A 26,246-nucleotide genomic window follows, 5' to 3' on the forward strand; every position below is an offset into this window, starting at 1 on the left:
TAAATGAATAAGCGAGTTCATCATGCTATTACCCAAAACTTATTGTGCGTTAGCTGTGTCTTTGGCTTTGACGAGCTCGTTTGTTAGTGCGGAAAGTTTCGAAGACCCTTTAAGAACTTTTGATGAGAGTCGGTGGTGGCTATCAGATGGATGGGAAAATGGTTTTCCGTTTTTGAGTCGATGGGACGCGAAGTCTGCGACCTTTAATAAAAAGGGGCTGACGTTAACATTAGCACCGGATGACGAACGTGATGCTGATGGCAAGCTGACGTTCTATGGGGGCGAGTTACGAAGCCATGAGTTTTTTCCTTATGGCTGTTATGAGATCGATATGAAGCCAGCACGAGCGCCAGGCGTGGTGAGTTCTTTTTTCTTGTTCTCTGGGCCTTATGACAAGCCAGAAGGTGGAAGTGGTAAACACAACGAGATAGATATCGAGTTTTTGGGATCTAATACCAACATGGTCCAACTTAATTTTTGGACCGATGATGACAGCTACACAAACTCTCACGAAACGCTCATTTTTCTAGGTTTTGATGCTTCAAAGGCGTTCCATCGCTATGGGATTTATTGGGGCGAAGATCGTATCGAGTGGTTCATTGATGGTCAGTTAGTGTTGCGAGTGAACAATAGCCCTTATGATCCAACACCTAGCACTGAAAGCTCTTATTTAAGGGTAATGGCAAATATTTGGGCAACCGATCCTGAGATCGCCAACTGGGCGGGCAAATTCCGAGAAGACAAAGTTCGAGAGTATCGCGCCAAATACCGAAACTTCAGCTTCAAAGAAAATGAGAGGTGTACAACAAAATAAAGCGGTTATCACTTTGATATGAAAAGATATGCATACTAAGCTTTAAGTGATCATAATAACGTCACGCTAGGGAATATGTATGGATACTTCTTTGTCTACCGCTATTGAGCTCTTAAACAAATCGAATGAAAAGTTTGATTTGACCGAGCCACAACATCAACAAAGTTTACTTAGGCTAGCAGACCGTTTACTGCAGCTGGATAAACTCTCCACCCAAGACCTAAAAGATCTTTCAATTCAATTTAATGCACCACTTGAGTTTCAACTCGCGGTGAAGCTCGTTGAGTCCCGTAGAGAAACACAATCAATTTGTCAGCCGATAAAAATTGGTGTGGTATTCGCTATGTGGGGTGAGCACAATCGCCTTAATCCCAAGTCGGCAGATAATCAGCATGGCGAAGACTCGCTTAGAACGAAAGTGGAACAACTTCAGTGGGTGACAGAAGGGACCAATGTTGATTGGACCTTGTATGCGGTCGATGACGGGTGTCCACATGGCAGTGCAGACATCGCTAGATCTATTAAACAAACCTACGATGCGGGTACACAAGCGAAGGTCAAAGTACTTAAACTAGAAGATGCGTTGCCTGCTGCATCCGGTGCGCTTCGTAACCTAGCGAGTGCTGATGATTCAAGAAAAGGCGGTGCCATCATCCTTGGTTGTGAACAGTCTCTGGAAGATGGCGTTGATGCTGTTCTTTATACGGATGCCGATAACTCGGTTCACTTGGGGCAAATAGGCTTAGCACTGGCACCATACAGCCGTGATGGTAAACAAGTGGTACTAGGTAACCGCAAACATGCAGACTCGATTTTAGTTAAACAAGAAGAGCGCTGGGGAGTTGGTATTAAGACGTTACGTCACATGCAGCGCATGATTGGAGCCCAAATATTTGATAGTGGCATTAAAGATACGCAAGCCGCGTTCAAACTTTATGGTCGAGGTATCTTGGAGAAAATTTTAGAAAACCCGACGGTGTTTGATTTCTCATTTGATACGGATTGGATTTTCGCAGCAATGGAGTTCAACCAACCAATCATTACCGTTCCATTCGCATTCATTGATTCAGCCGCCGAATCGGCATCCGTCGCACAAGGCCCTATGACAACATGGTATGTGTTGCTTGACGGCTTAGTAAAGGCAGCGAAAGCACGAGGGAGCTCTTACAGTGAAGAGATGGCAGATGTGTTTACGCGGGAGATCAATTCACATAAAGATCTCGAGCTGATTATTGATGTACTTCCTCCAGAGTTAGCTTCGGCGGGAGATAGCGATTTAGGTAACCCGAAAGTAATGTCACCACAATCGGTACAACACTGGATCTCTAGTGCTAAATCCTTGAATGCACGAACAAGTGCGCCAGCATAAATATAGGTTCAAGTAACCATATCGGGGAGTGAGCTTATGCTTACTCCTTTTTATTTGATTACGATTATAAGTTTCAATAATTGAAGTTAGTAAAGGTGTGCCAAGTTTAAGGGTGCATAAACTAAATCGACTCTCGATATAGCGAGAGCCGAATTGATTTAGAAATCAGTAGACCTTAGTTATGTTTAATTAGTAGGCGGCGAGTACTTCTTCGATCTGTTGGTTAATGACTTTTACTTCACTATAAATAACCGCGAGATCATCATCTGATGGGGCAAGATCTTTGAGTGCGTTTTGTTCTACGTTTTCTAGTGCCGAGGTTGCTGTCTCTTCTCCAAAACTGACCAATATTCCTTTCAACGTATGCACGGTAAAGTGTAATTTCCCCCAATCTTGTTGCGCGACAAGTGCTTGAATCTCTTCTAGAGAATTGGCGTGGTCTTCTTGATAAGTAGATAGGACCGCGAAGATTACGTCTTTATCATTATCCAAATAGGCGTTTAAAGCATCAAAATCTAGCATAGAGACTCCTGTCAGTTACATAGTGAAAGTGGGCTAGGTGGCTTGGTAGAAAAACCGGACCTGACAGATTCACTAATCCATTGATTCCATTTATAAGGCAATTCCAATTGTTGTAATTGCGCCATGAATTCGTTAGTAAGTTGTTCTTCTGTTTGAGTTTTGTTGACGGCAAATAGATAGTCAAGTTTCGCAGCAACTGAATAGGGATAAGTGTGAATGTAGTCTTTAAGCTGTTGTACAGACCCTAGGCTATCCATATTGATGCAATTTATTGGATTTGTGTCACTGCCAAGCGCTAGTTGATTAATCGCTTCCCCACGCGCTTTAATGAGATCTCCTAGGTCTTGGTACAAAGAGTATTCACCATAAATATTGAGCAAAGGAAGTAACTGGCTTAGTAGAACAGTGGGGGTTTCATTTAGAACATGACAAAGCAGTGCCGCTGCTCTGATTAGCTTTTGATGAGCGAGCTGATGATTGCCCTCCAAATGCAAAACTTGACACTGGAAAACAGCCAAGGCGGCTAACACTTGTTGCTGTTGATGCTGTGTGAGCTTCAAATTCACTTGATTAGTGAATTGGTTCGCCTGTTCAAGCAGAGTACGTTTATTGGCAATACTACCTTCTTTTTCGTAAGCCACCTGAAGTGAATGAAAGTAGTTAGAAATAGAGTTGATAACATCGATATCCGCCGGTGAGATGTTGGTTGCATACATGTGACCCATCTTAATCAAGATTTGAGTGTTATCCGCATTCTCAGCAAGATCGATGGCTCTAATTGCACGGTGGCTAATACTCGGCGTGAGCTCAAATGCACGAATAGCCAATTTTAAAGCTGGGAGCAGCATGTTGTGTTTTTCGTAAATACAACTCAAGCAGTCGATCACGTTGAGAGACAAAGGGCGTGCAATAAGATAATTATGAAGTTTGTCGATTGCTTGCTGAGCCTTGCCGAGGCTATCGAGTACCAAGGCTTGTGCCACCAGTTTTGTTGGGTGCATGTTGGTTGTCGATTCTCGAAGCACATACGCCAATAGTTCCCATTGTTCAGTGCCTATCAAGTGTTCGATTAGGCTCGCTTCGTACTGCACACTTTTTTGAGTATTGGGTACAGACAACGCCTGCTGTAATGCGGAGGGAGTATCGATCGGATAGTACTGTTTCTGCTGTGTTATTTGCTGGGACTCCTTAACCGCGAGAGTGATTTTGTCTCCAAGCATCGGAGTCTTAATTGGCTTAGATATAAAATGATGCGCTTCACCGGATAAGGCAGTTAACACGGTTTCCTGACGCATGTCGCCTGACAGCAAAATCGTGGCGACGGTATGATCAATCAATCTTTTGCGATAAAGGATGCCAAGCAGCTCGAAACCCGTAAATGTTTGCTCTAGATGATAATCAATCAAGAGTACATCTAAGGTGTGTCTTTCCACGGTTCTTATAGCTTGGCGGTAGTCCGTGGCGATATAGATTTTGTCGTGCGAGATTCCAAGGCTAACTAATTGCTGCTTTATAAGTATGGTGGCACTCTTTGAATCATCGACAATCAAAATGCTGAGATCGGGTGGCAACTTCATTGTCATTGTTCTAGCTATCCTAGCGTTTTGTCCTAATTTAGAATCTAGGTGTCTAGATGCATAATGTCAAGTGAGGGGAAAAGTTGATTTATGGTTTTAAGACATTGGTAATCATCAATATTATACGAAATGATTCGCATTTTATCGGCGGTCGTTCATCCATGAACGAGCAAAGGTCACTAGTCCTTCATATTTAGTATTAGAAATGATGCAAAGGCGAGAAACGCAGTCATCATTAAGAATACGTCATTGTATGCCATGATAGCAGCGTCACGCTGCATTGTGCCGAGTAGGCTAGCTTGTGCCTGTTGCATGGCTGTCGCTGCATCACTACCTGATTGGATGAAGAATGCTTGTTGCTGTTGTAATGTTTGCCAGCCCAGTTGGCTAACCGAAGGCAGAGACTCTTTTATGTGTGCTAAATGTTCACGAGTCTTATTGTCTAACAGCGTCGCGATGATTGCGATACTAAACGCACCACCCAAATTTCGCATCACATTGGTAAGTGTAGAGGCGTCAGGCGTATCCATTTTACTGATGTTCTTCATGGCTACGAGTGATAAAGGCACCATAATGAACGGGCTACCAATGGCGCGCAGAACCATCGAAAGAATCAACTGCTGACCACCAAAATCGACGGTCATATGGGTATTCACGTAGCAACTTAAGCCAAACATCGCAAAACCAAATGTGACGAGGTACTTAGGTTTTATGATCTGGGTAAGCTTTGGCACCAACGGAAAAATCAGCAGTTGTGGAAAACCCATCCACATAAGCACTTCGCCAATTTCCATTGCGTTATATTGCTGTATCTGAGTGAGATACATCGGCAGCACATAGATAGAGCCAAGCAGTGCCATGCCTAAAATTAGATAGGCAATACAAGACATGGCGAACTGCGGGTCTTTTAGTAAGCGCAAGTTGACTAGCGGCTTCTTATGTTGCAATTCGTTGATGACGAAATAGACCAAACTGACTGCAGATATGATGGCAAGCGTTACGATAAAGCTTGAGCTGAACCACTCTTCACGATTGCCTTCTTCTAGCACGACCTCTAAACAGCCAAGCCCGAGTGCCATTGTGGCAATACCAAACCAATCTGCTTTTTTCAGCGAACCTAAGTCGAGTTTCTCATCATCGAGCCCATAGCGAATCATGGTGATCACCAAAAGCGCTGGTGGAATGTTGATGTAGAAAATGTAGTGCCACGACAGGTTCTCAGTTAACCATCCACCAAAAGTAGGGCCAATCGATGGCGCGAACGTCGCAGTTACACCGAAGAGTGCCATACCGACAGCCCGTTTGTTGAGAGGCAGAAGTTGGATGACCAGTGAGAACGCAAGTGGGATCAACGCACCACCACTGAAACCCTGCATTGCGCGAAACAAGATCATTGAGGTCATGTTCCAAGAGAACGAACAGAGTAATGATGAAAGCGTAAAAATCGCAGTCGTCCATGTAAGGTAACGACGTTTACCGAGTGCTTTAGATAGCCAACCACTAAGTGGGATCGCAATCATCTCTGCAACCAAGTAGGAGGTAGAGATCCATGAACTCTCATCTAGCGTTGCCGAGAGTGCACCTTGGATGTCTTTGAGCGATGAGTTGGTGATCTGAATGTCCAAGATCGCCATAAACGCACCGATTAGGCCGCCAAACAGAGCGATCCAATGACGTGTTGGCACTTCAGCATTTTCCTGTTCACGTGGTGTAGAGGAGGGGATAACTTCACTCATCGATTTAGCCTCGAGTATCGATTGTCGCTACAACAGACAATCCAGGTAGCAGGCGACCTTTAAGTTCCTTCTGATCGGGTATGGTGATCTTCACAGGAACGCGTTGAACAATCTTGGTAAAGTTACCTGTCGCATTCTCTGGTGGAAGCAGAGCAAACTTCGCGCCGGTGGCTGGTGAAAAGCTATCAACTTTGCCTTCTAGTGGTTGGCCAGGGAATGCATCAAGTTCAATTTCGACGCTCTGACCTTGGTGAATACCATTGAGTTGTGTCTCTTTGAAGTTGGCTTCAATCCAGATATCTCCGTTTGGCACTAAGCTCATTAACGGCGTACCTGCTTGTACCAAAAGACCTTCGCGGACGCTTCGTTTACCAATTACACCTGACGCGGGAGCATATACTTTGGTGTAGTCGAGGTTAAGCTGAGCTTGATCGCGTTGGGCGATCGCTTCTGTTACCGAAGCTTTTGCTTGGTCAATTTCGCTGTCGATAACTGTCAACTGGTCATGGCTTGCTACAAGATTCGCCTTCGCTTCTTCAAGCGCTGCTAGGGCAACTTTTTGTTGGGCTAACATACTGTCTACCTCATCTTGAGAGGCATAGCTTCGTGTGAGCAAACTGCGAGAGCGCTGTGTCTGTTGTATTGCACGGTCATATTCTGCTTTGGCCGAGTCAACGCGACTTTCAGCTTGTAGAATTTGACTGTTTTGAAGTTCTTTTTGAGCCAATAGATTGGACACACTTGTTTCGACAACTGCGAGGTGAGCATTGGCTTGGGATAGTGCGGTTTGATAATCACGGTCGTCAATTTCAACCAATAGGTCGCCCTTGTTGACGATTTGGTTGTCATGCACATGCGAAGTGACGATGTAGCCCGATACTTTTGGGCTAATGTTAGTGATGTCGCCTTGTAGGTAGGCGTTATCTGTTGATTCAAAATATTGGCCATAGCCGTACCAGTAACTACCGCCACCAAGGCCCAGCGCTAACATGATCGCGGTTGCAATCAGTGGTGCCTTGTTACGTTTCTTGTTTTTTGTTTGAGCTGTTGGCGTTGAATCAGTCATTTTATTCGATCTCGTTTTTATAGATGTAACGAATTGTAAATGAAATCGATTGGTTGATAAGATAGGAAAAATAAGAAGCACTGTTGTACAAATCTTACTAATTAAAAGCAGAGGTTAATGATGGATCTCAACGCCGTGTCCGTTTTTGTACAAGTGGTTGAGTGTGGAAGCTTCACTCACGCAGCCGAAGTTTTGGATATGACAAAATCCACGGTAAGTCGTAAGTTGGCTGAGTTAGAGCAGCACTTAGGTGTGAGATTGATCACGCGATCTACTCGAAGTTTGGTTTTAACGCCAGAAGGTGAACATTTCTACACATCGAGTTTGCAGATGCTTGAAATCATGAATCAAGCAGAACTGGAAGTGACAGCTAATCAAGATTTGATACGGGGACCGCTTCGTGTTGTGTTCCCTGTGGAGTTGGGTCAGCAAGTATTGGCACCCTATATTCATCAATTCCTTCATGAATACCCTAATGTGACGATGAATTTAGAATTAACCAACCGTGAAGTCGATATCGTGGGCGAGGGGATCGATGTCTATGCGCAGATTGGCGAGCTTGTCGATTCAAGTTTGGTGTCACGGTACTTAGCAACATCGACGCGAGTCATTGTCTCCAGCCCCAAGTATCTAGATAAATTTGGGAATATCGATTCACATGAAGATCTGGTTCCTCCACACAAGATGGTTCAAGTGTCAAATAAAGCAGCAAGGGTACCAAAGCTGACTATCACTCCTCCCAACGGTGAGCAGGTTCCGATTGAGTTACCATTTCAGCTAAGAGTAAATACCGTGACCGCATGCCTGAGTGCCTGTATTGACGGTTTGGGGATCGCAGTCTTACCAGAGTTCATCTGTCGGGAGCATTTTGACTCAGGGAAATTGGTTCAATTACTTCCTGACTATCAGATGCCGGGAGTCAGTGTTAGCCTGGTCTATGCCGAGAGGCAACTGATGCCCAAGCGAAAGAAAGAGTTCATCGACTACCTTTTAAATGCCGCTAGTCGTGGAAGAGATCACGCGAACTGAAGATCTATTTAGGTATTTGTTCAACGAGGTTTTTAACACTTATATATTTGACGTTATAGATAATTGTTGCCTATTTGTTTGTTGGTTATTATTAATCTCAATAATGTTATGCTTTATTAATTTAGATTTATCTAAATAACAAATGGGCACAATATCACACGGGTTTTATTATTGGTTTAAATATATAGAGTTGGTTTTAATAACTAAATTTACTTGTTTAAATTGCCATTAGTATCGATGTTTTTTATTTAACTTATTGATTTTGAAGTGGTTGTTGGTTTTATATAAAATCCAGGTGAAATGTGTTTAATATGTAAAATTGTGACTTTAATTCCTTTCAAAAAAACTTTGTCTTTAATTGAGCTCTTGAATAACTATTATTTTCTTAGTTTTCGCAACGAAAATAGTCCAACGTGATTAAAGCAGTGGTGCTTTGAATTATCACGTATGAGAAACGTAAAATAATAAATGTAGAGAGTTAAAAAGTGACTGCAAATAAAAATATGTTAAAGCTAGCAGTAAGCATGGCCCTGTTTTCAGGTATGTCTACAACTGCTCACGCGCACGGTTGGTCAGAGTTTCCAAGCGCTCGTCAAAATATCTGTTACGAACAAGGTGGTATCTGGTCAGGTAGCCCACCTAATGCAGCTTGTGCGAACGCTAAAGATATCTCTGGTACTTACCCTTTTGTTCAACGCAACGAATACGCAAAAAATATCATTGATTTCAACAACATGAATGCTGTTCGTGCTGCCATTCCTGACGGCACACTGTGTTACGCAAATGACTCACAGAAACAAGGTATGGGAGCGCCTCACACCGGTTGGACTCGTACTGAAGTAAATGCTGGCACATTTGAGTTTGTATTTAACGCGACGGCACCACACAACCCATCTTTTTGGGAGTTTTACCTAACTAAGCCTAACGCTGATTTAAGTAAAGCATTAGCTTGGAGTGATTTAGACCTAATTCAAACCGAAGGTAATGTCCCGGTTAATGGTGGCAAGTATCGTATGGATGTCACTATTCCATCTGACCGTTCTGGTGATGCTATTTTATTCGTACGTTGGCAGCGTGATGATGCGGCAGGCGAGGGTTTCTACAACTGTTCGGATATCACGATTGTTAATGGTGAAACGCCTCCACCAGAGCCGGGCCCACAACCTGATCTCGTTCGCGGTGATCTTTACATCCCAACAGATTTTGCTACACCTGCTATTGGTGACACTGTCCAGTACGACATTATCAATAAAAATGGTGACGTAGCGCGTAGCTTCGATATTAAGATCGATGCATCAAACGTTAATGATTGGGAACGACTACTAGCATCTGAAATTAATGGTTGGCATGAAGAGTTTAAAGATGGTGCAGTCTTCATCGGTGATTGGCATGCGGAAATGGAACACTACATGTATTTCCAAAACGATCCGTCACGAAACTTTTTTAACTCAAGAGATAGCCGCGCTTCAGGTGAACTTACGCTAATTAAAGATGGTGATGGTAACGTTGAGCCATTAGCGGGCGACATCTATGAACTTGTTAAGAGTGATAAAGTGGTTAACGCAGGTGATAAAGTTGTAATTGCAACGGAAGAACCAGCAAACTTTACTCAAACCTCAGGCACATCGGTATCGATTGAGAATAACGGAACCGCTTCTGTGCTGATTGATACTACATCTGTTTCACAAAACGAAACACTGACTTTCTCTGCAAACGCAATTAACAGTGAGCGTGTAGAGACCTTTAGCTTTGAAGTGATTGCTGATGATGAAGTAACACCGCCACCAACGCCGACTCCAGATCCAGATGATGGCGATGCTTGGAGCGCGACCAAAACTTATCTTGGCGGTGAGATTGTGACTTATGCAGACCAAAACTGGAAAGCACAATGGTGGATTCAAGGTGGTGATAACCCGCAAGCGACTTACGCAAAAGATAAATGGGGTGTATGGCGCCCAGCTAACTAATCGCGTTAACTATTAACGAATATTAGCCAATGAACGAAGCAGAGCCGCAAATAGTGGCTCTGCTTTTTTGATCTAACCAGTAGCTTTGTGTAGCACGCCTTGTTCACCACATTTCTTTTGCATATCATCAACTTCCAGATAAAAGCAAAAATAAAGGTGGATGTAGGTATGAAGTTTCTTTGGTTAAAAATCTTGATTACTGTTTTAGTGTTCGCGGGTTTGTTTGGCCTGGTGTATTACAAAGTAATGAGTGGAATCTCATAGAATCCAATAAGCATTGGACTCACGTCCTCAATGCAATGTATTTCCACAAATGGAATATTAAGATAAGGAAAAACGATGCAGAAAGTAGTAATTGTCACTGGTGGTGGGCGTGGTATTGGCGCAGCAACAGCCCTTTTGCTAGCAAGTAGAGGCTACCGTGTTTGTGTTAACTATCGTAAAGACCACAGTGCAGCAAATTCGGTGGTTGCAGACATTGTCGCGAAAGGTGGCAGTGCGATGGTTTTTCAAGCGGATGCCTCTATCGAATCCGAAGTGGAAGCTATGTTTTTTGCAGTAAACCAAGAGTTAGGGCAGGTAACGCATTTGGTGAACAATGCAGGTGTTCTTTTCACTCAATCTCGCTTAGCGGACATTGATTATGAGCGTTTTAACAAAGTCATGGCTGCGAATATTGGAAGCTGTTTTCTGTGTTGTAAGGCATTCATCAATCAAATTGATGGTCCGGGAGCAATCGTCAATGTCTCATCTGCTGCCTCTCGAATTGGGGCACCTTTTGAGTATATAGATTATGCCGCTTCCAAAGGTGCAATGGACTCGTTAACTAAAGGTCTATCGTTGGAGTTAGCTGAGCAAGGTATTCGAGTTAATGGAGTTAGACCAGGTTTCATTCACACAGAAATGCACGCTGATGGTGGAGAGCCTAACCGTGTTGAGCGCTTAGCGCCTAACATCCCACTAAAGCGAGGTGGAACACCGTTAGAGGTCGCGGAATCTATAGCATGGTTGCTATCTGACGAAGCCTCATATGTTACGGGTACTTTTATTGATATTGCTGGTGGACGTTAATGACTCCGCTAAATTGGAAATGATGAGTCGCAGTTGAAAGGCTCATCTAACATCTAGACTGAAATCTCGCTGCGTTTAGCTCCAAAAAACAGTGACCGTTATAGCGAGCCTCTAAGAGCGGCTTGGAGTATGTGATTACCCAAGCCTTGAAGTTTAGAGTTAGCGTTTCTCTAACACTAGTGAAAAATTCACAGGTACGCTGGGTGACAGTGCGATGTCACCCACGGTATTTGACACACTGCTTAAGCTCTCTTCAGGTATACCGAAATCGAAGCCTGAAATAACGGTTGGTTTGGCGGTAGACACCATTAAATGGCTTCCCGATTTGACGATGTTTACAGTAAAAATGAGCTCTTTTGACTGGCCGTAGAGTTCAACTGTCGCTGGAAGCATCTTCTGCATCGCGAGGTTTTCATTACCCATCAGTTGTTCAGGCACCGATGCCGTCACCTTGACCGATGGGAACTTCTCTTCATCAAAGAACATCGCTCTTAATCTTTCGTTTCGTATAGATACGCCAGTATCTAGCATGTTAAGTGGGATTGTGAGCTCCAAGACTCCTTTATCGTCGATTTTACCACTTATGCCTGATATGACAGCGGGTTCAACGACATACTGCTTCTTTATCGAAGCAAAGTTAACTGTAGAGAGCTGTTCGTTTACCTGGAAATGTCCTGATGCCAGTAACGGAAAACTGATGGTCATTAATCCTAGCAAGAGCAAGGTGATCATTTTATTCATGTTTGCTTCCTATTAATGAGATTATGCATGTACATAAATAGTATTGTTCAAAAAATAATCTTTGCATTTGATGGGGGAATTAAAGTGGTGTGATTGATTTGTTGCTGATATGGTTAATTGGTTGTTAATGCTTGAGATTTGCCCATAAATAGTAATTATTTTTTATTTATGATCAAAATATAGATTATTAATTCACTAAAGATGAAAATTTAGGTTGAAGTAACTTACGCTTTTATTGATAATTCATGCATCTTTTTTGAATAATAATTTTTTATGTCTCAAGTGTCTTCTATCTCTTCTCTAGAGAAAACTAAATCATGGCAACTGCCAGATACACTGATCCTGATTTTCCTGATCGGTATTTTTGCCGCAGCAGCGACTTATTTCATTCCTGCTGGTACTTTTGAAAGCCAAGACGTCTCTTTCATTGTTGATGGTGCAGAAAAAACGCGCACCGTTATCGACCCTGCTTCTTTTAGCTACGCAACAGATGAAAACGGTGATCTCGTCTACAACACGGTTGGCTTCTTCGCGTCTGGTGGTGGTATTGGTCTAATGAACTTCCCATTTGAAGGTCTGGTATCAGGCTCGAAGTGGGGTAGCGCAATTGGCGTAATCATGTTCATGTTGATCATTGGTGGCTCGTTTGGCGTTGTTATTCGCACAGGCACCATTGATAACGGTATTCTTCACCTAATCAATAGAACTAAAGGCAGCGAAGCACTGTTTATACCAGTGTTGTTTCTACTGTTTTCTTTAGGTGGTGCAGTCTTCGGTATGGGTGAAGAAGCGGTCGCATTTGCGATTATCATTGCCCCACTAATGGTACGACTTGGTTACGACAGTATTACTACCGTGATGGTAACTTACGTTGCGACTCAAATCGGATTTGCAACGTCTTGGATGAATCCATTCTCAGTAGCAATCGCGCAAGGTATCGCTGGCATTCCTGTACTATCTGGCATGACCTTCCGTATGGTGATGTGGGCATGCTTTACGGTTGTCGGTATTGGTTTCACCATGTTGTATGCATCACGAGTTAAAGCGAACCCAGAGTCATCATTTACCTTTGCAACTGACAAGCATTTCCGTAAGCAAGAACAAGATGATCAACCTGTTGCGAAATGGTCTTTTGCTGATACGTTAGTCATGCTAACTGTTGCGGGCACTACTGGTTGGGTTATTTACGGTGTAGTAGTTCATGCTTGGTACATCCCAGAGATTGCTTCTCAATTCTTCACTATGGGCTTTATCGTGGCAATCATCGGCGCTATTTTCCGTTTGAACGGCATGTCTCTTAATGACGCAGCAGATGCGTTTAAAGAGGGGGCAGGAATGATGCTAGCGCCTGCGCTACTGGTAGGTTGTGCGAAAGGTGTTCTTCTAATTTTAGGCGGTGGTTCTGGTAGCGAAGCGAGCGTACTAAACTCGATTCTAAATAGCGCAGGTTCTTTTATTAGTGGTCTTCCAGACGTGATGGCAGCTTGGCTGATGTTTGTCTTCCAATCTGTGTTTAACTTCTTCGTGACGTCGGGTTCTGGTCAAGCAGCACTAACCATGCCTCTGCTTTCACCGTTGGCGGATATCGCAGGTGTCACTCGTCAAGTTGCAGTACTGGCGTTCCAACTGGGTGATGGCTTTACTAATATCATCGTACCGACGTCTGCTTCTCTAATGGCAACTCTGGGCGTATGTCGCATCGATTGGGGTGTATGGGTTAAGTTCTGTGGTCGCTTTATTGGCCTGCTGTTTGTACTAGCAAGCGTAGTCGTTATTGCAGCACACCTGATGGGCTTTGCTTAATCTCTAAATAGTAATTCGTGACCCTGAATTAATTGACCGACTTATATTACACTACGACCAAAGGCGAGCTGAGACTCGCCTTTGTTGTTTATTAAATCTATTGGAAATCGATATGTCAGAAATGGCGACACATAATCAAACGCAAGTTCTTGAATACCTTCACTCACTGAATGTGGATGAACTTCCGTCAGGTGATCACACGTTAAGCTTTGCTGTAGCGACCAATGCTATCGGGCAATGGCAACAGTTACCTATTCGAGTTTTTAAGGGCCGCAGTGAGGGCAAGAAAGTTGTGATAACTGCTGGTGTTCATGGTGATGAGCAGAACGGTATTATGACAGCAATGAAAGTTGCACAAAGACTCGTTGAGCAAAATATCGCAGGTTGCGTCACTATTGTTCCAACGGTTAACCTGAGCGGTATTTTAAATCACAGTCGCAATTTCTTCCCTGTCGATCCTGATACATCGCCGTCAAACCTCAATCGTTTCTTCCCTGGTAATGTTGAAGGGAATGAAGTTGAGCGCTATCTAGGAACGCTATGGAACAACCTATTGTTGCCAAACGCTGATATTGCGATTGACCTGCACACACAAACCTCAGGGACGTGCTACCCACTCTATATTTTCGCAGATTACAGAGTTGAAAAAGCAAAACAGATGGCGGCTCTTATGAACGCTGATGTGGTTTTAAACGATCCGGGTGAGAAAGGGGTGTTGGAAACGGCTTGGAACACACACGGTGTGCCTAGTATTACGGTAGAAGTAGGCTCTGGTCGTTATTTTGAACGTGAACTGGTGGAACGTGCAACTCAAGGTGTTATTAACATCCTAATAGCGGAAGGCGTCATTGAAGGTGAAGTTTCTAAACTGAACAGCCCACTAGAAGGCGATAAGATCATCAGTATTAAAGCTAAGCAGGGCGGTTTTGTAGAGCCACAGGTTTCGTTGATGCAGAAAGTGGAAAAGGACGATTTGCTTGCAATCCAATACGATTCACTTGGCAAGGAGTTACTGAGATACACAGCGCCTGAATCTGGTACTGTCATTAGCCACAACCTTGAAACGCTTCGTGCTCCGGGTTCGCTGATTGTACGTCTAATCAAATAACTCAAAATGAATCATCTGGGCAAAGAACCTCTTTGCCCACTCCTTCTTCTATGTCTCTCACCGACTAGAAACTTCATATACCAAGCCTTCCTTAGTAATCGACTTATACATTTCCCAGATCTCCAGATTATAGATAAGATTTGAAATAACTATTTAATATTCAATAGCTTGGCGTGTACTTTTTATTAATGAAGTAACGCTATTTTTTTTAGATTTGTATAAGTAGCGAGCGGAAGGGTTCCTTAAAATAGTGATATCCAAGAGTTGGCTAGCAAAACGTATCACTGCTTAGTCAATAGAATTCTAAGATGTTGAGGAGCCCCATGAAGATCATCAAGCCACTATTCGCCATCTCTCTAGCCGCGTTAGTTTTAATGGGGTGCTCAAGCGTCAATGAAACCCATCAGCCTCTTCATACATCTAGCGAGTATTACGATTATATTCAGCCCTCGTTTGAACAATATGTGGATACGACGAGCGAGTGGTTGTCAGAAAATCGCGCTTTCATTGCTGAAGACCATAGCAAAGAGCTGTCAATGAACGTCCCATACAGCAAAGGTGACCCGACTTCCGAAAAGGCGATTCTTTTGGTTCACGGCCTTGGCGATTCACCATTCAGTTTTAGTGATATATCGACATCTTTGGTAGAACAAGGCTTTTATGTACAAGTTGTATTATTACCGGGTCACGGAAGCAATCCTGAGCACATGAAGTTGGTTCATTACCAAGACTGGCAAACTCTAGTTGACCATTATGCGAACCTGCTTAAACAGGAACACGATCAAGTTTGGCTTGGCGGCTTCTCGACAGGAGGAAACCTTGTCTCTATTCATGCACTGGATAATGACGGAGTAGATGGGCTGATGCTGTTCTCTCCTGGGTTCCAAACGGTCACGCCATTTCTAGAAAAATTCACTCCCTTTGTCGCTCTGTTTACTGATGGCTGGAACGCAGTGGAGAATAATTTTGCGAGATACAGCTCTGCGCCGATTAATAGTGCTTTAGCTTATTCTGAGAGTGCACAAGTGTTCCGTGACAAAATTGAAGGCAGAGAGTTAGATATCCCAACTTTGTTAGTAACTGCAGAAGCGGACAGTGTGATCGATTCGCAAGCACTGTACGATTACTTCGAGAACCACTTCACCCATCCCAATAGCAAGTTGGTGTGGTATGGGGAACAAAAGCAAGCTGATGAGTTAGGTAAGACTCAAGTCTACTCAATGCATCGTGATGATCTTAGAATCAGCACAGCGTCGCACATGAGCCCACTGTTCGCCCCAGAAAACAGTTACTACGGTGAGAAGGGCGAAAAGATTATTTGTGAGAATAGTTTTAGCAAATCAGATACCGAAGCATGTGAGAATGGTGAGCCGACATGGTTCTCTGCTTGGGGTTATACTGAAAAAGGGCGCATCCATGCTCGCTTAACATGGAACCCATATTACGCAGAATTAGAGTCTACAATGAGAGCCGTTGTTCAGTAACGCTTGCAACGATTAAGTAAAGCGGCTGGAGAGTGATTATGACCAAGAAAGTACAGATAAATACCATCTCTGAGTTACACCAGTTTTTAGGGTTACCGAAACCGACACACCCTCTGGTGACATTGATTGATCAATCTAAGATCACGCGAGAGTTCAACGAACATCTGACTCTGGGGTTCGGTTTGTACTTTATTTCACTCAAGGATGGCGCCAACTGTAGTATTGGTTACGGGCAGACAACCTACGATTTTGATACTGGCACTATGACATTCTTTGCTCCTGAACAAGAGGTGAGCATTGCTCCTAGCGAACATGTTGAGGACTCAATCGGTTGGACGTTGGCTTTTCACCCACAGTTGATTGCTAAGTCGGATCTTTATGGAAAAATGCTCGACTACACCTTCTTTGAGTATGAGAGTAACGAAGCGCTGCACTTGTCAGAGCGCGAAAGAACCATGGTGACAGATATCGCGTTCAATATTGGCAACGAAACAGAGGCCAATATCGACAAGCATACTCAGTCATTAATTTGCTCCAACATCGAGCTACTTCTTAAATACTGTAACCGTTTTTATGATCGCCAGTTTATTGTGCGTGCAGACTTGAACCATGATCATATTCACCGTTTAAGCAAATTACTCGCCGAGTACTATCAAGGCGATAGACCTTTCGAGCTTGGTATTCCTACGGTTCAATATTGTGGTAAAGAACTTGGGCTTTCTCCGTATTATTTAAGCGATCTGTTAAAGAAAGAGACCGGAAAAAACGCTCTAGAGCATATCCATTTGTTTGTCATTGAGCGTGCTAAGACACTGATGGCTGACACAGAGCACAGTATCACTCAAATCGGCTATGAGTTGGGTTTTGAATATCCTCAACATTTCTCCAAGCTTTTTAAAGCAAAAACCGGTGTGAGCCCTCGAGAATTTCGCAGCTCTATTTAATTAAAACTCGACAAAACTCAGCGAGGTTACGTAATACGCGACAGCTTCCTAGGTTTCTTCATTTCAAGACTGCGGTCAAATTGCGATTGACGACTTATGTCTTCCTCAGCAATGACAGTGTATAGTTTTAGAATATTCATTCAGGTTTTTTATTGAATTTGCTGTTATTGGTGAGTGTGTTATGAAGAAAAATGGATTTACTCTCATAGAGTTGATTGTCGTTGTGATTATACTCGGCATCCTCGCTGTGACAGCTGCACCAAGGTTTTTGGGAATCCAAGAATCAGCGCGAGAAGCAGTGTTAGAAGGCGTTGCAAGTGCAATGGACAGTGTGAACGCTCAAGTTGTATCGAAAGCCATTATTCAAGGGCTTGACCCTAGCGCAGAGAATCCAAGTGATCAAAGCAACTACGTGATTGATTTTGGTATCGGTAGTGTTGAAGTCGATTGGGGCACCTTATGCCCAGAAAGCCGAGGCGAGTCGGGCGATCAGCTTAACATGCTCGATTTCCTAACATTATCTGACGATGAAAGTTTGACGTCGGAATTTGGTAACCGACACACAGTGATTGGTTACACCCATTCATTCACGCAAGCACAGCTTGATAGTACCAATATTCCTGATGCAGACCTCCCTTCAGGTTGCTACGTTATTTACGACTCTTTTGGACGTTCGGATGGTAGCAAATGTCCAGTAGGTGGTTGTGAGTGTACAGTTCGTGTTGTTAATGACGAATGCTAAATAGAACTTCTTTTTGGATGATATCGCGCGTTGTTGCCTTTGGTTGCAACGCGCTTTTCGCTTTCATGGTGTTGATCTTCCAATTTGCTGCCGTTAAACCTCAATCCGTACAGTAACTTGGTAATGTTTTCCCATACAAATGGTTATCCTATACACAGAATTTATAAATTTGGCTTATTCCATCGTTTGATTTTCGTTAGGTTGATTTGACTCAACAAGCGAGAAAAGAATTATGGATAGACCTAAATTATTATTAGAGCGCCTAAACCAGATAGGCGCATCGTTAGAAGGGACAGGTAAAGCACACGCTCTGCTTGGGCTCGGCTCCGTAGGCTTAGAGCTAGAGCGATTAGATGAGTATTCTGACATTGACTTCTTTGCGATTGTCCAAAAAGGCCATAAACGAGAGTTTCTAGACAGCCTTGCGTGGTTATCCGATATAAAGCCGATTGATTACGCGGTAAGAAATACGGTCGATGGTTACAAAGTACTGTACAGCGATGGTGTTTTCTGTGAATTCGCCGTGTTTGAGCCGGAAGAGTTAGCGGGTATTCCTTTTTCAGAAGGTCGCATCGTTTGGCAACAAGCTGATTTTAATACCGATTGCTGTGTGCCACAAAAGCAAGAGCATAATCAAGATAACGACTTAGAGTGGATCATTGGAGAGGCGATGACAAACCTTTATGTTGGAATGTGTCGTTATAATCGAGGTGAGAAGCTATCTGGCATGCGTTTTGTCCAGTCCTTTGCTCTTGATCGTTTAATAGAGTTGGCAGAGCGAATCGAACAACCTAATCCAGCGCTAGTAGATATGTTTATGGCGGATAGAAGATTAGAAGCTCGTTATCCAGAGTTTTCCAAGATGCTCCCATCATTTACTCAAGGCTATGAGTTTACGCCGGAGTCTGCAGTCGCACAGTTGGAGTTCTTGAATACGTACTTTAGTGTTAATCAAGCGATGCGAACTAGAATCCTTGAGCTATGTGAGCGGTGATTAATTGCCTGTGTCAATGAGTGGTTAGATGTTTAATCTTTACTCAATAGTAACCTCCGTGTTAGCTTCAAAGTTCTTCTAGCACATGTAAAAAGGAGGAGCAGAGGATGTCATTTGAAAGTGCAGTTACATTTTTTATAGCCATGTTTGTATTCGGCATTACACCAGGGCCGGGCGTGTTTGCCATATTGGCGCGCGGTATGGTTCACGGTTGGAAAAAGTGCATCACTCTTTCGTTAGGAATGACATGCAGTGACATGATTTATCTCGTGCTTGCCTGTTTTGGTTTAGCAACGGTTGCAGAAAATTGGTCATTCGCCTTCGAAGTGATTCGTTACGTCGGTGCTGCTTACTTGATTTACCTAGGGTACAAGATGTTCAGAAGCCTGCCTGAAGTGCAGGGATCGGCAGAGCAAGTTGCTAAGCAAAGCCAAAAGTCTGCACTGGCAAGTTTTGCGCAAGGCTTTCTAATTTCTGCGTCAAACCCGAAAGTGATTCTGTTTTACATTTCGTTCTTGCCAACGTTCATCGATCTTACTGTGCTTCGTTCACAAGATATCGTACTAGTTGCTGTGTTAGCGTTTGTCGCTCTAATGACTGGCTTATTGCTGATTGCGATGGGTGCAGGTCGAATGGTGACGTTGTTGAAAACGCCTCGTGCGCACAAAAGGTTAAACCAGAGCGCTGGTGGCATCATGATTGCCGCAGGCTCCTATCTAGCAATTAACCGATAGTTACTGTTAAACTCATTAAAAAAGGCGATCCAATGGATCGCCTTTTTCTGGTCTTCTTGTAGCTTATGCGGCGCTTAATGCTTCTATATCACGGTTTTTAATGACGTAACGCAATCTAAACAGCATCAAGCCTGCAGCGACGGTTAACCCTGTTAAGATGCCTACCCAAAAACCTGTCTCGCCCATAGCCGGAACTACATAGTCGGTGAGGCCGAGTACCATACCCATCGGCAATGCCAAGCCCCAGTAAGATGCAATCGCTAGAAACATTGGGATTTTAGTGTCTTTGTATCCACGTAGAGCACCATTCGCCGATGTTTGCAGCGCGTCACTAAATTGGTACATGGCGGTAAAAACAAGCAGTGTGGCTGCTGTAGCACTTATGGTTGGATCCGTCGTGTACAATCGAATGATCCAATCAGGAAACAGTAAGAAAGTCGCAACTGATAGCAGTGAAATCATTGCCGCTACTAAAATGCCGATTTTACTGCGCTCAATCGCACTGAGTTCGTTCTTCTCACCTAGGGCATGACCAACGCGAATGGTAATGCCAAATGAGATGCTCATTGGGATTACATAAGTCATGCTCGAAATATTCAGTGCAATTTGTGCAGCAGCAACGTTTTCGGCGCCAATTCGACCAATCATAAGCGCAATAACCGCAAAAATACTGCCACATACGGCAATGTTCATTCCTATAGGTAAGCCAAGCTTTAGCAAGTGAAACATCTCTTTAGCTTTAGGTGCTGCGTCAGAGAAGTTAATAATCGTCTTGTAATGATGATGTGCGCGGATGTATGAATAGAGCATGCCCGACATCATCCAGTACACCAAACTTGTCGCCCAACCACAACCAACAGCGCCCATTTCTGGGAAACCAAACTTACCGTAAATCAGAACGTAGTTAACCGGGATATTCACCAATAAGCCTATGACGGAGATGATCATCGGTACCTTAGTGTTGTTCATGCCTTCACAGAAGCCATTCAAGGTGTAGAACAGAGCAATGCCCGGTACACCAAAGGCCAGTGCGAATGCATAGTCACTACCAATTGGGATGATCTCTGAAGCAACACCAATCCACTCCAAAATAGGTTTGGCGCTAACAAGGTAGGCAATCAGTATGACGCTAGCGATCAGCGCTAGCCAAACCATCTGGAAGAACTCGACAGAGACACTTCGAAAGTCTCTTGCGCCTCTGTGGTACGCCACTACCGGCGTTAACGCCATGATGATACCGCGCAATAACAATAATACAGGGATCCAAAGGCTGGTTCCCAAGGCAATGGCAGCAAGATCTGCAGGGCTCACCTGGCCAGCCATGGTGGTATCCACAAAGCCCATCGCTTGTGTTGCAATTTGAGTCAGAATGATTGGAATCGAAAGCTGCATAAGAGCACCCGATTCGCGAGTAAAAGGACGTAGTTTATTCAACATGAGTGTAAGAAACACCAATATAAATGCACCAATGATGGCAGGATGGCGGATGTGCATTTTAGGGTGTGCCCGTTAGGCGGCGTCAATATAAACACCTTACCGTACACGGTCAAGTGTTGGGTTTATGGTCGCTTGTTCAAGCGATAAATAAAAGTTTGAAGAGCCTCGAAATGCGCGTTGGTTTAGTCTGATAATCTCCTTGATTTGACTGAGGGACAGCATTGATGATTGATCGGGAAAAGCTTGCAAGAGCTGACACTTACTTACGTTCTGTCGGGTTGTCATGCAACACAGACAAAACAATTTTATACCGATTTTTAAGAAGTAGAGGCGTCGCGTTGAAGCCCGTTTATTGGGAATCTTTTCACAAAAACGTGGTATTGAAATTCACTGAATTCTTCATTGTGTATCTTGCTATTACCTATCTCTTTAGTTTGGCTCAGGATGAGGCGAGATTTATTAATACGCTCTTTAGTGCCGTTTTCGTCAGTTCAGTATTCTCCTTTGTTTTGAGTCTCTATTATCATTTTCAATCTAGAAGAAATGGCCTGAAAGATTGGAACAATATATAGAAACGGCAAGGGTTGAATTTTATAAGCTAGGAGAGATTCTTATGAGCGACCAATATGATTCAGAAACATCGAAACATTATGCTGCGTATCGTCCACCGATACATGGAAAAATATTGGAACACGCTTTAAGAGAAACAAGCCAAACAACATTTAATCTAGGCTTGGATATAGGGTGTGGTACAGGGGTCTCAACAGAAGTACTACGTCAGCATTGTGCAAACGTGGTTGGTATCGATCCGAGTATTGACATGCTCACAAAAGCACAGAGTCAAACAGGTGTAAGTTTCACGCAAGGAAAAGGTGAGTGCATTCCACTTGGCGCTCACTCTGTGGACATCGTAACTTTCGCAGGTTCACTCTCTTACGCGAACAAAAGTTTGGTAGTGTCTGAATTACTTCGTGTTTGTCGCTCTAATGCGTTTATTGTTGCTTACGATTTCAAAGTGATGTTATCTGAATTTTTGGATCGTTTAGGTGCACAATTTCCACCACCTTCTTCTCAATACAATCATGCTGAAAACTTTACTGGTTTTAATGACCTTTATGAGCTCAAAGTTTATGACGGCGATATCACGATAGAAATGAGTGCCAAGCAGCTTTCTCATGTGTTGTTCTCCTCTACCAAATATTACAAGGTTCTTGTTGAACGCTTCGGTGCTGACGATACTTTTACGAAAGTCGTTGAAGCGCTAGGAGAGGATGAAACTCATCACGTTAAAGTAGAGACTTACTATTCAACCTATCAAGTGAAAGCGTGACTATAAGAAGCATGAAAGTACTGATATCAGGTTCCAACGGTTATGTCGGCCGTCACGTAACGCAATTATTTAAGGAAACTAGGGCTGAGGTGTATCTCTATGATAGAGGGCGAAGCGCAATAATCTGTCCTGAAGGCATGTATGAGAGATACTTGAAATTTGAAGATTACTTTGATGTTGTGATTAATTGCGCGAGACCTCATTGGTCAGAATATTCGCCACCAGAAATAGCCAATATCGAGTCCAAATTACTATTAAAGCTAGATAGCTTGGCAAAAGTAGGGGCGATAAAAATCCATACATCGGGCGTTTGGCTATTTGGCAAAGCAAACTACGAAGAGTTAAGAGGGTTTAAACTGAAACCACTTTCTGTGGTTGAGCCGGATGTAACAACGATTGAGCGAGCACTAAGGCATAAATGGCATGTCGTTTATTGCCCGAGTTTGGTTTATGGCGGTGAAAACTGTCAGTTGATGAGGGTTGTTGAAACGTTAGATGGATCTCTATCAGTGGCGACGCCAACACTAGGGCATAACCAATATATACATGTCGAAGATATCGCGTACTTCTATCTATGTTTAGTACAAAACCAACCAGATACCAGGCAACATTTTATCGCAGAGAAAGAAGGCTACACTCCCGCAGATTTTGGCCGTCTACTTTTACAGGCTAGCTTGATTAAAAAGATCAGCAATATAGATTGGATGGAATTTGAATCTCGGTTTGGTTCTTCCGCTGTTGAGATAGAAAGGTTGAACCTTGAACTACCAGTGAGTCCAATGTTCAAATCAACCTCAACTTTACGCCATTACATAGAAAACTCTTTTAGCAAACGCCATAAGTAAGCTCTACTGGAGAACCTTTAATATTGGTAAACACTTTGTCACGTAACTCGATAAATTTTAAAACAATGTGTCATCATCTAGCCCTCAAATGAAAATGATTGTCATTTAATTTCTTTTTGAGTTACTCTAAGTGAAATTTTACTACAGGCTAATATGATTAAAGTTGAGCATTGAAATGGCATTTAACCATAGATAAAGTCAGGTTATACGTTTGCTCTGGTCTATTTTTAATCGGTTATACCTCTTTTGTTCTACCCCTTTTGGGTAGTTCATTTTCGTAATTGATTTACATCATATTTTCATTTTCTTTCATAATTCATTATTCGCTCAGTTAAGAAAATTATAACCTTTCAGGAATTCTTATGAGCAAGATGAAGCTAGTCGTAATCGGTAACGGGATGGTGGGCCATCGCTATATCGAAGATTTAGTCGAGAAGACAGACGTAGCCAACATGGACATTACGGTGTTCTGTGAAGAGCCACGCGTTGCGTATGACCGCGTACACCTTTCTTCTTACTTTTCACACCACACAGCAGACGAACTTTCTTTAGTTAAAGAGGGCTTCTACGAAAAACATGGTATCAACATGTTGATCGGCGAACGCGCTATCACAGTAAACCGTGAGAAGAAGATTGTTTACTCGAGCTCTGGTCGTGAAATTCAATACGACAAGCTAATCATGGCGACGGGTTCTTTCCCGTTCGTTCCACCTATTAAAGGCCGCGAGAGCAAAGACTGCTTTGTGTACCGTACTATCGAAGATCTGAAAGCGATCGAAGCGTGTGCGAAGAAGAGCAAAGTCGGTGTTGTAATCGGTGGTGGTCTTCTAGGCCTTGAAGCAGCTGGTGCTCTAAAAGCACTGGGTGTAGAGACTCATGTGGTTGAGTTTGCTCCTAAGCTAATGGCCGAGCAACTGGACCAAGCGGGTGGTAACCAACTTCGTCAAAAAATCGAAAGCATGGGTGTGAAAGTTCACACTAGCAAAAACACGCTTGAAATTGCTCCTGAAGGTAAAGAAGCACGTAACGTTATGCGTTTTGCAGACGGTACAGAGCTAGAAACTGACTTCATCGTATTCTCTGCGGGTATTCGCCCTCAAGATAAACTTGCTCGTGACATGAAGCTAGACGTTGCTCCACGCGGCGGTATCGCTATCAACGATTTCTGTCAGACTTCTGATGACAGCATCTACGCTATCGGTGAATGTGCGTCTTGGAACGAAACTTTCTACGGTCTAGTTGCACCAGGTTACAAGATGGCGACGGTAGCGGTTGACCATATCGTTGGTAACGACAGTAAGTTTGAAGGTGCTGATATGTCTGCGAAGCTTAAGCTTCTGGGCGTGAAAGTAGGTTCAATCGGTGATGCTAACGGCCGTACTCCTGGCTGTAAGAGCTACGTTTACCAAAACGAGGAGCAAGAAGTTTACAAACGTCTAATCGTTTCTGAAGACAACAAGAAACTGCTTGGTGCAGTAATGGTTGGTGATACGTCTGATTACGGCGATCTTCTACAGCTTATGCTGAACGAAATCGACCTACCAGAGCACCCAGATGCGCTAATTCTACCTGCTCACGCTGGTGCAGAGAAGCCAACACTAGGCGCTGACGCACTGCCTGAGTCTGCAGTTATCTGTTCTTGTTTTGATGTTACAAAAGGCAAGATTGCAGAAGCAGTTGCTCAAGGTCACCACACTATTGGTGATATCAAAGCAGTAACGGGTGCTGGTACTGGTTGTGGTGGTTGTATTCCTCTAGTGACTTCAGTTCTAAATGCTGAGCTTGAAAAAGCCGGTGTTGAAGTGAAAGACGACGTATGTGAGCACTTTGCTTACTCTCGTCAGGAGCTATTCCACCTAGTACGCATCGGTGAAATCAAGTCGTTTGAAGAGCTACTTGAGAAGCACGGTACGGGTTACGGTTGTGAAGTATGTAAGCCACTTGCTGGTTCTATCCTTGCTTCAAACTGGGGTGACCACATCCTTAAGCCGTCTCTAGTTAAGCTGCACGATACCAACGATAACTTCCTAGGTAACATCCAAAAAGATGGTACTTACTCTGTTATCCCACGTATGGCAGGTGGTGAGGTGACGCCAGCAGCTCTAGCAGCATTGGCTAATGTTGCAGCAGAATACAACCTATACACGAAAGTGACAGGTGCTCAACGTATTGGTCTATTCGGCGCTCAAAAAGATGATCTTCCAACAATCTGGAAGAAACTAATCGAAGCGGGTTACGAGACTGGTCAAGCTTACGGTAAGTCACTGCGTATGGCTAAGACATGTGTCGGTTCTACTTGGTGTCGTTACGGTGTTCAAGATTCTGTTGGTCTTGGTGTAATGATTGAGAACCGTTACAAAGGCATCCGTACTCCTCATAAGATGAAGTTTGGTGTATCTGGCTGTACTCGTGAGTGTGCAGAAGCGCAAGGTAAAGACCTTGGTATTATCGCGACAGACGCAGGTTGGAACATGTACGTGTGTGGTAACGGTGGTATGAAACCTCGTCACGCAACACTACTAGCAGGCGACTTAGACCAAGAGACACTAATCAAGTACATCGACCGTTTCATGATGTTCTACATTCGTACTGCTGCACCACTACAACGCACTTCAGTATGGTTTGAGAACCTAGAAGGTGGCATCGACTACCTACGTGAAGTCATCATGGAAGACAAACTAGGCATCAATGAACAACTAGAAGCTGATATTGCTGGCCTAATTGAAAACTTCAGCTGTGAATGGACTGACACTATCAACGACGAAACACAATTGAAGCGTTTCTCTCACTTCATCAACTCTGATGAGCGTGATGACAACGTAATGTTCGTAACTGATGGTCGTGAGCAACACCGTCCAGCGACATTTACTGAAAAACACCCAGAAGCGAAGGGCGACATCCTTCACGTAGCGGCAGAGTAATAGGGGAACGAC

Annotated in this window: 22 protein-coding genes; 16 read left to right on the forward strand and 6 right to left on the reverse strand. The window is 43.5% G+C overall.

The genetic code is table 11. The features are described 5' to 3' along the window. The first annotated feature begins 22 nt into the window (after window positions 1-22). On the forward strand, window positions 23-814 hold the full coding sequence (locus KI743_RS01790; RefSeq protein ID WP_285464543.1) for a family 16 glycosylhydrolase: 792 nt from the start codon (window positions 23-25) through the stop codon (window positions 812-814). A gap of 79 nt (window positions 815-893) precedes the next feature. Continuing rightward, complete coding sequence (locus KI743_RS01795; protein WP_285464544.1) at window positions 894-2,183, forward strand: glycosyltransferase; 1,290 nt, start codon at window positions 894-896, stop codon at window positions 2,181-2,183. 189 nt (window positions 2,184-2,372) lie between these two features. On the opposite strand, the gene KI743_RS01800 is transcribed toward KI743_RS01795, so the two are convergent. From KI743_RS01800 to KI743_RS01815, 4 genes are all read right to left on the reverse strand, one after another. After that, window positions 2,373-2,705, reverse strand: coding sequence for an Hpt domain-containing protein (locus KI743_RS01800; protein ID WP_285464546.1), 333 nt, complete (start codon window positions 2,703-2,705; stop codon window positions 2,373-2,375). An 11-nt stretch (window positions 2,706-2,716) separates the two neighbouring features. Beyond that, window positions 2,717-4,288 (reverse strand): response regulator, encoded by a 1,572-nt coding sequence (locus KI743_RS01805; protein WP_285464548.1) that lies wholly within the window; start codon window positions 4,286-4,288, stop codon window positions 2,717-2,719. Between the two features lie 173 nt (window positions 4,289-4,461). After that, window positions 4,462-6,018 (reverse strand): DHA2 family efflux MFS transporter permease subunit, encoded by a 1,557-nt coding sequence (locus KI743_RS01810; RefSeq protein WP_285464549.1) that lies wholly within the window; start codon window positions 6,016-6,018, stop codon window positions 4,462-4,464. 4 nt (window positions 6,019-6,022) lie between these two features. Further along, a complete protein-coding gene (locus KI743_RS01815; protein ID WP_285464551.1) occupies window positions 6,023-7,084 on the reverse strand; it encodes an HlyD family secretion protein in 1,062 nt (353 codons plus the stop codon). Window positions 7,085-7,204: 120 nt separating this feature from the next. Between KI743_RS01815 and KI743_RS01820 the strand changes: the two genes are divergently transcribed. The 3 genes from KI743_RS01820 (at window position 7,205) to KI743_RS01830 (ending at window position 11,151) form a co-directional block, all read left to right on the forward strand. Beyond that, window positions 7,205-8,113, forward strand: a complete 909-nt coding sequence (locus tag KI743_RS01820) for a LysR family transcriptional regulator (protein WP_285465095.1) — start codon at window positions 7,205-7,207, stop codon at window positions 8,111-8,113. 503 nt (window positions 8,114-8,616) lie between these two features. Then, window positions 8,617-10,080, forward strand: coding sequence for a lytic polysaccharide monooxygenase (locus KI743_RS01825; protein ID WP_306416747.1), 1,464 nt, complete (start codon window positions 8,617-8,619; stop codon window positions 10,078-10,080). A 339-nt stretch (window positions 10,081-10,419) separates the two neighbouring features. Then, on the forward strand, window positions 10,420-11,151 hold the full coding sequence (locus tag KI743_RS01830; protein ID WP_285464556.1) for an SDR family oxidoreductase: 732 nt from the start codon (window positions 10,420-10,422) through the stop codon (window positions 11,149-11,151). 159 nt (window positions 11,152-11,310) lie between these two features. Here the strand turns inward: KI743_RS01830 and KI743_RS01835 are convergent, their stop codons facing one another. Further along, the gene (locus KI743_RS01835) at window positions 11,311-11,892 is read right to left on the reverse strand and encodes a YceI family protein (RefSeq protein WP_285464558.1); all 582 of its coding nucleotides are present in this window, start codon (window positions 11,890-11,892) and stop codon (window positions 11,311-11,313) included. A 273-nt stretch (window positions 11,893-12,165) separates the two neighbouring features. Between KI743_RS01835 and yfcC the strand changes: the two genes are divergently transcribed. The 7 genes from yfcC to KI743_RS01870 all read left to right on the forward strand — a co-directional run bounded on the left by yfcC (window position 12,166) and on the right by KI743_RS01870 (window position 19,701). Next, window positions 12,166-13,695, forward strand: coding sequence for a putative basic amino acid antiporter YfcC (gene yfcC / locus KI743_RS01840; RefSeq protein ID WP_285464559.1), 1,530 nt, complete (start codon window positions 12,166-12,168; stop codon window positions 13,693-13,695). A 121-nt stretch (window positions 13,696-13,816) separates the two neighbouring features. After that, on the forward strand, window positions 13,817-14,803 hold the full coding sequence (locus KI743_RS01845) for a succinylglutamate desuccinylase/aspartoacylase family protein (RefSeq protein ID WP_373417788.1): 987 nt from the start codon (window positions 13,817-13,819) through the stop codon (window positions 14,801-14,803). 323 nt (window positions 14,804-15,126) lie between these two features. Further along, complete coding sequence (locus tag KI743_RS01850) at window positions 15,127-16,287, forward strand: carboxylesterase (protein WP_285464561.1); 1,161 nt, start codon at window positions 15,127-15,129, stop codon at window positions 16,285-16,287. Between the two features lie 38 nt (window positions 16,288-16,325). Beyond that, a complete protein-coding gene (locus tag KI743_RS01855) occupies window positions 16,326-17,231 on the forward strand; it encodes an AraC family transcriptional regulator (protein WP_285464562.1) in 906 nt (301 codons plus the stop codon). 181 nt (window positions 17,232-17,412) lie between these two features. Further along, the gene (locus tag KI743_RS01860) at window positions 17,413-17,973 is read left to right on the forward strand and encodes a type II secretion system protein (RefSeq protein ID WP_285464564.1); all 561 of its coding nucleotides are present in this window, start codon (window positions 17,413-17,415) and stop codon (window positions 17,971-17,973) included. A 232-nt stretch (window positions 17,974-18,205) separates the two neighbouring features. Next, window positions 18,206-18,967 (forward strand): hypothetical protein, encoded by a 762-nt coding sequence (locus tag KI743_RS01865; RefSeq protein WP_285464565.1) that lies wholly within the window; start codon window positions 18,206-18,208, stop codon window positions 18,965-18,967. Window positions 18,968-19,074: 107 nt separating this feature from the next. Further along, window positions 19,075-19,701: a LysE family translocator gene (locus KI743_RS01870; RefSeq protein WP_150869521.1), complete on the forward strand. Its 627-nt coding sequence runs from the start codon at window positions 19,075-19,077 to the stop codon at window positions 19,699-19,701. 63 nt (window positions 19,702-19,764) lie between these two features. On the opposite strand, the gene KI743_RS01875 is transcribed toward KI743_RS01870, so the two are convergent. Further along, window positions 19,765-21,138, reverse strand: coding sequence for an MATE family efflux transporter (locus KI743_RS01875; protein WP_150869522.1), 1,374 nt, complete (start codon window positions 21,136-21,138; stop codon window positions 19,765-19,767). 224 nt (window positions 21,139-21,362) lie between these two features. Between KI743_RS01875 and KI743_RS24605 the strand changes: the two genes are divergently transcribed. From KI743_RS24605 to nirB, 4 genes are all read left to right on the forward strand, one after another. Continuing rightward, window positions 21,363-21,710 carry a DUF6404 family protein gene (locus tag KI743_RS24605; protein WP_373417781.1) on the forward strand — a complete coding sequence of 116 codons (348 nt, stop codon included), beginning with the start codon at window positions 21,363-21,365 and terminating at the stop codon, window positions 21,708-21,710. A 41-nt stretch (window positions 21,711-21,751) separates the two neighbouring features. Next, on the forward strand, window positions 21,752-22,468 hold the full coding sequence (locus tag KI743_RS01880) for a class I SAM-dependent methyltransferase (RefSeq protein WP_285464569.1): 717 nt from the start codon (window positions 21,752-21,754) through the stop codon (window positions 22,466-22,468). 11 nt (window positions 22,469-22,479) lie between these two features. After that, entirely contained in the window at window positions 22,480-23,313 is an 834-nt protein-coding gene (locus KI743_RS01885) for an NAD(P)-dependent oxidoreductase (protein WP_285464571.1), read from the forward strand. Window positions 23,314-23,675: 362 nt separating this feature from the next. Continuing rightward, a complete protein-coding gene (gene nirB, locus KI743_RS01890; protein ID WP_285464573.1) occupies window positions 23,676-26,234 on the forward strand; it encodes a nitrite reductase large subunit NirB in 2,559 nt (852 codons plus the stop codon). Window positions 26,235-26,246: the final 12 nt, after the last annotated feature.

The sequence above is a fragment of the Vibrio sp. D420a genome (assembly GCF_030248625.1).
GTDB lineage: Bacteria > Pseudomonadota > Gammaproteobacteria > Enterobacterales > Vibrionaceae > Vibrio > Vibrio fortis_A.

Excerpts from the sequence above, each read along its gene's own strand:
- yfcC (WP_285464559.1), top strand. The coding sequence starts at position 12,166 with ATGTCTCAAGTGTCTTCTATCTCTTCTCTAGAGAAAACTAAATCATGG.
- KI743_RS01830 (WP_285464556.1), top strand. The coding sequence starts at position 10,420 with ATGCAGAAAGTAGTAATTGTCACTGGTGGTGGGCGTGGTATTGGCGCA.
- KI743_RS01800 (WP_285464546.1), bottom strand. The coding sequence starts at position 2,705 with ATGCTAGATTTTGATGCTTTAAACGCCTATTTGGATAATGATAAAGAC.
- KI743_RS01865 (WP_285464565.1), top strand. The coding sequence starts at position 18,206 with ATGGATAGACCTAAATTATTATTAGAGCGCCTAAACCAGATAGGCGCA.
- KI743_RS01810 (WP_285464549.1), bottom strand. The coding sequence starts at position 6,018 with ATGAGTGAAGTTATCCCCTCCTCTACACCACGTGAACAGGAAAATGCT.
- KI743_RS01885 (WP_285464571.1), top strand. The coding sequence starts at position 22,480 with ATGAAAGTACTGATATCAGGTTCCAACGGTTATGTCGGCCGTCACGTA.
- KI743_RS01875 (WP_150869522.1), bottom strand. The coding sequence starts at position 21,138 with ATGTTGAATAAACTACGTCCTTTTACTCGCGAATCGGGTGCTCTTATG.
- KI743_RS01845 (WP_373417788.1), top strand. The coding sequence starts at position 13,817 with ATGGCGACACATAATCAAACGCAAGTTCTTGAATACCTTCACTCACTG.
- KI743_RS01825 (WP_306416747.1), top strand. The coding sequence starts at position 8,617 with ATGTTAAAGCTAGCAGTAAGCATGGCCCTGTTTTCAGGTATGTCTACA.
- KI743_RS01850 (WP_285464561.1), top strand. The coding sequence starts at position 15,127 with ATGAAGATCATCAAGCCACTATTCGCCATCTCTCTAGCCGCGTTAGTT.
- KI743_RS01815 (WP_285464551.1), bottom strand. The coding sequence starts at position 7,084 with ATGACTGATTCAACGCCAACAGCTCAAACAAAAAACAAGAAACGTAAC.
- KI743_RS01820 (WP_285465095.1), top strand. The coding sequence starts at position 7,205 with ATGGATCTCAACGCCGTGTCCGTTTTTGTACAAGTGGTTGAGTGTGGA.
- KI743_RS01870 (WP_150869521.1), top strand. The coding sequence starts at position 19,075 with ATGTCATTTGAAAGTGCAGTTACATTTTTTATAGCCATGTTTGTATTC.
- KI743_RS01880 (WP_285464569.1), top strand. The coding sequence starts at position 21,752 with ATGAGCGACCAATATGATTCAGAAACATCGAAACATTATGCTGCGTAT.
- KI743_RS01790 (WP_285464543.1), top strand. The coding sequence starts at position 23 with ATGCTATTACCCAAAACTTATTGTGCGTTAGCTGTGTCTTTGGCTTTG.
- KI743_RS01855 (WP_285464562.1), top strand. The coding sequence starts at position 16,326 with ATGACCAAGAAAGTACAGATAAATACCATCTCTGAGTTACACCAGTTT.
- KI743_RS01795 (WP_285464544.1), top strand. The coding sequence starts at position 894 with ATGGATACTTCTTTGTCTACCGCTATTGAGCTCTTAAACAAATCGAAT.
- nirB (WP_285464573.1), top strand. The coding sequence starts at position 23,676 with ATGAGCAAGATGAAGCTAGTCGTAATCGGTAACGGGATGGTGGGCCAT.
- KI743_RS01860 (WP_285464564.1), top strand. The coding sequence starts at position 17,413 with ATGAAGAAAAATGGATTTACTCTCATAGAGTTGATTGTCGTTGTGATT.
- KI743_RS01835 (WP_285464558.1), bottom strand. The coding sequence starts at position 11,892 with ATGAATAAAATGATCACCTTGCTCTTGCTAGGATTAATGACCATCAGT.
- KI743_RS24605 (WP_373417781.1), top strand. The coding sequence starts at position 21,363 with ATGATTGATCGGGAAAAGCTTGCAAGAGCTGACACTTACTTACGTTCT.
- KI743_RS01805 (WP_285464548.1), bottom strand. The coding sequence starts at position 4,288 with ATGACAATGAAGTTGCCACCCGATCTCAGCATTTTGATTGTCGATGAT.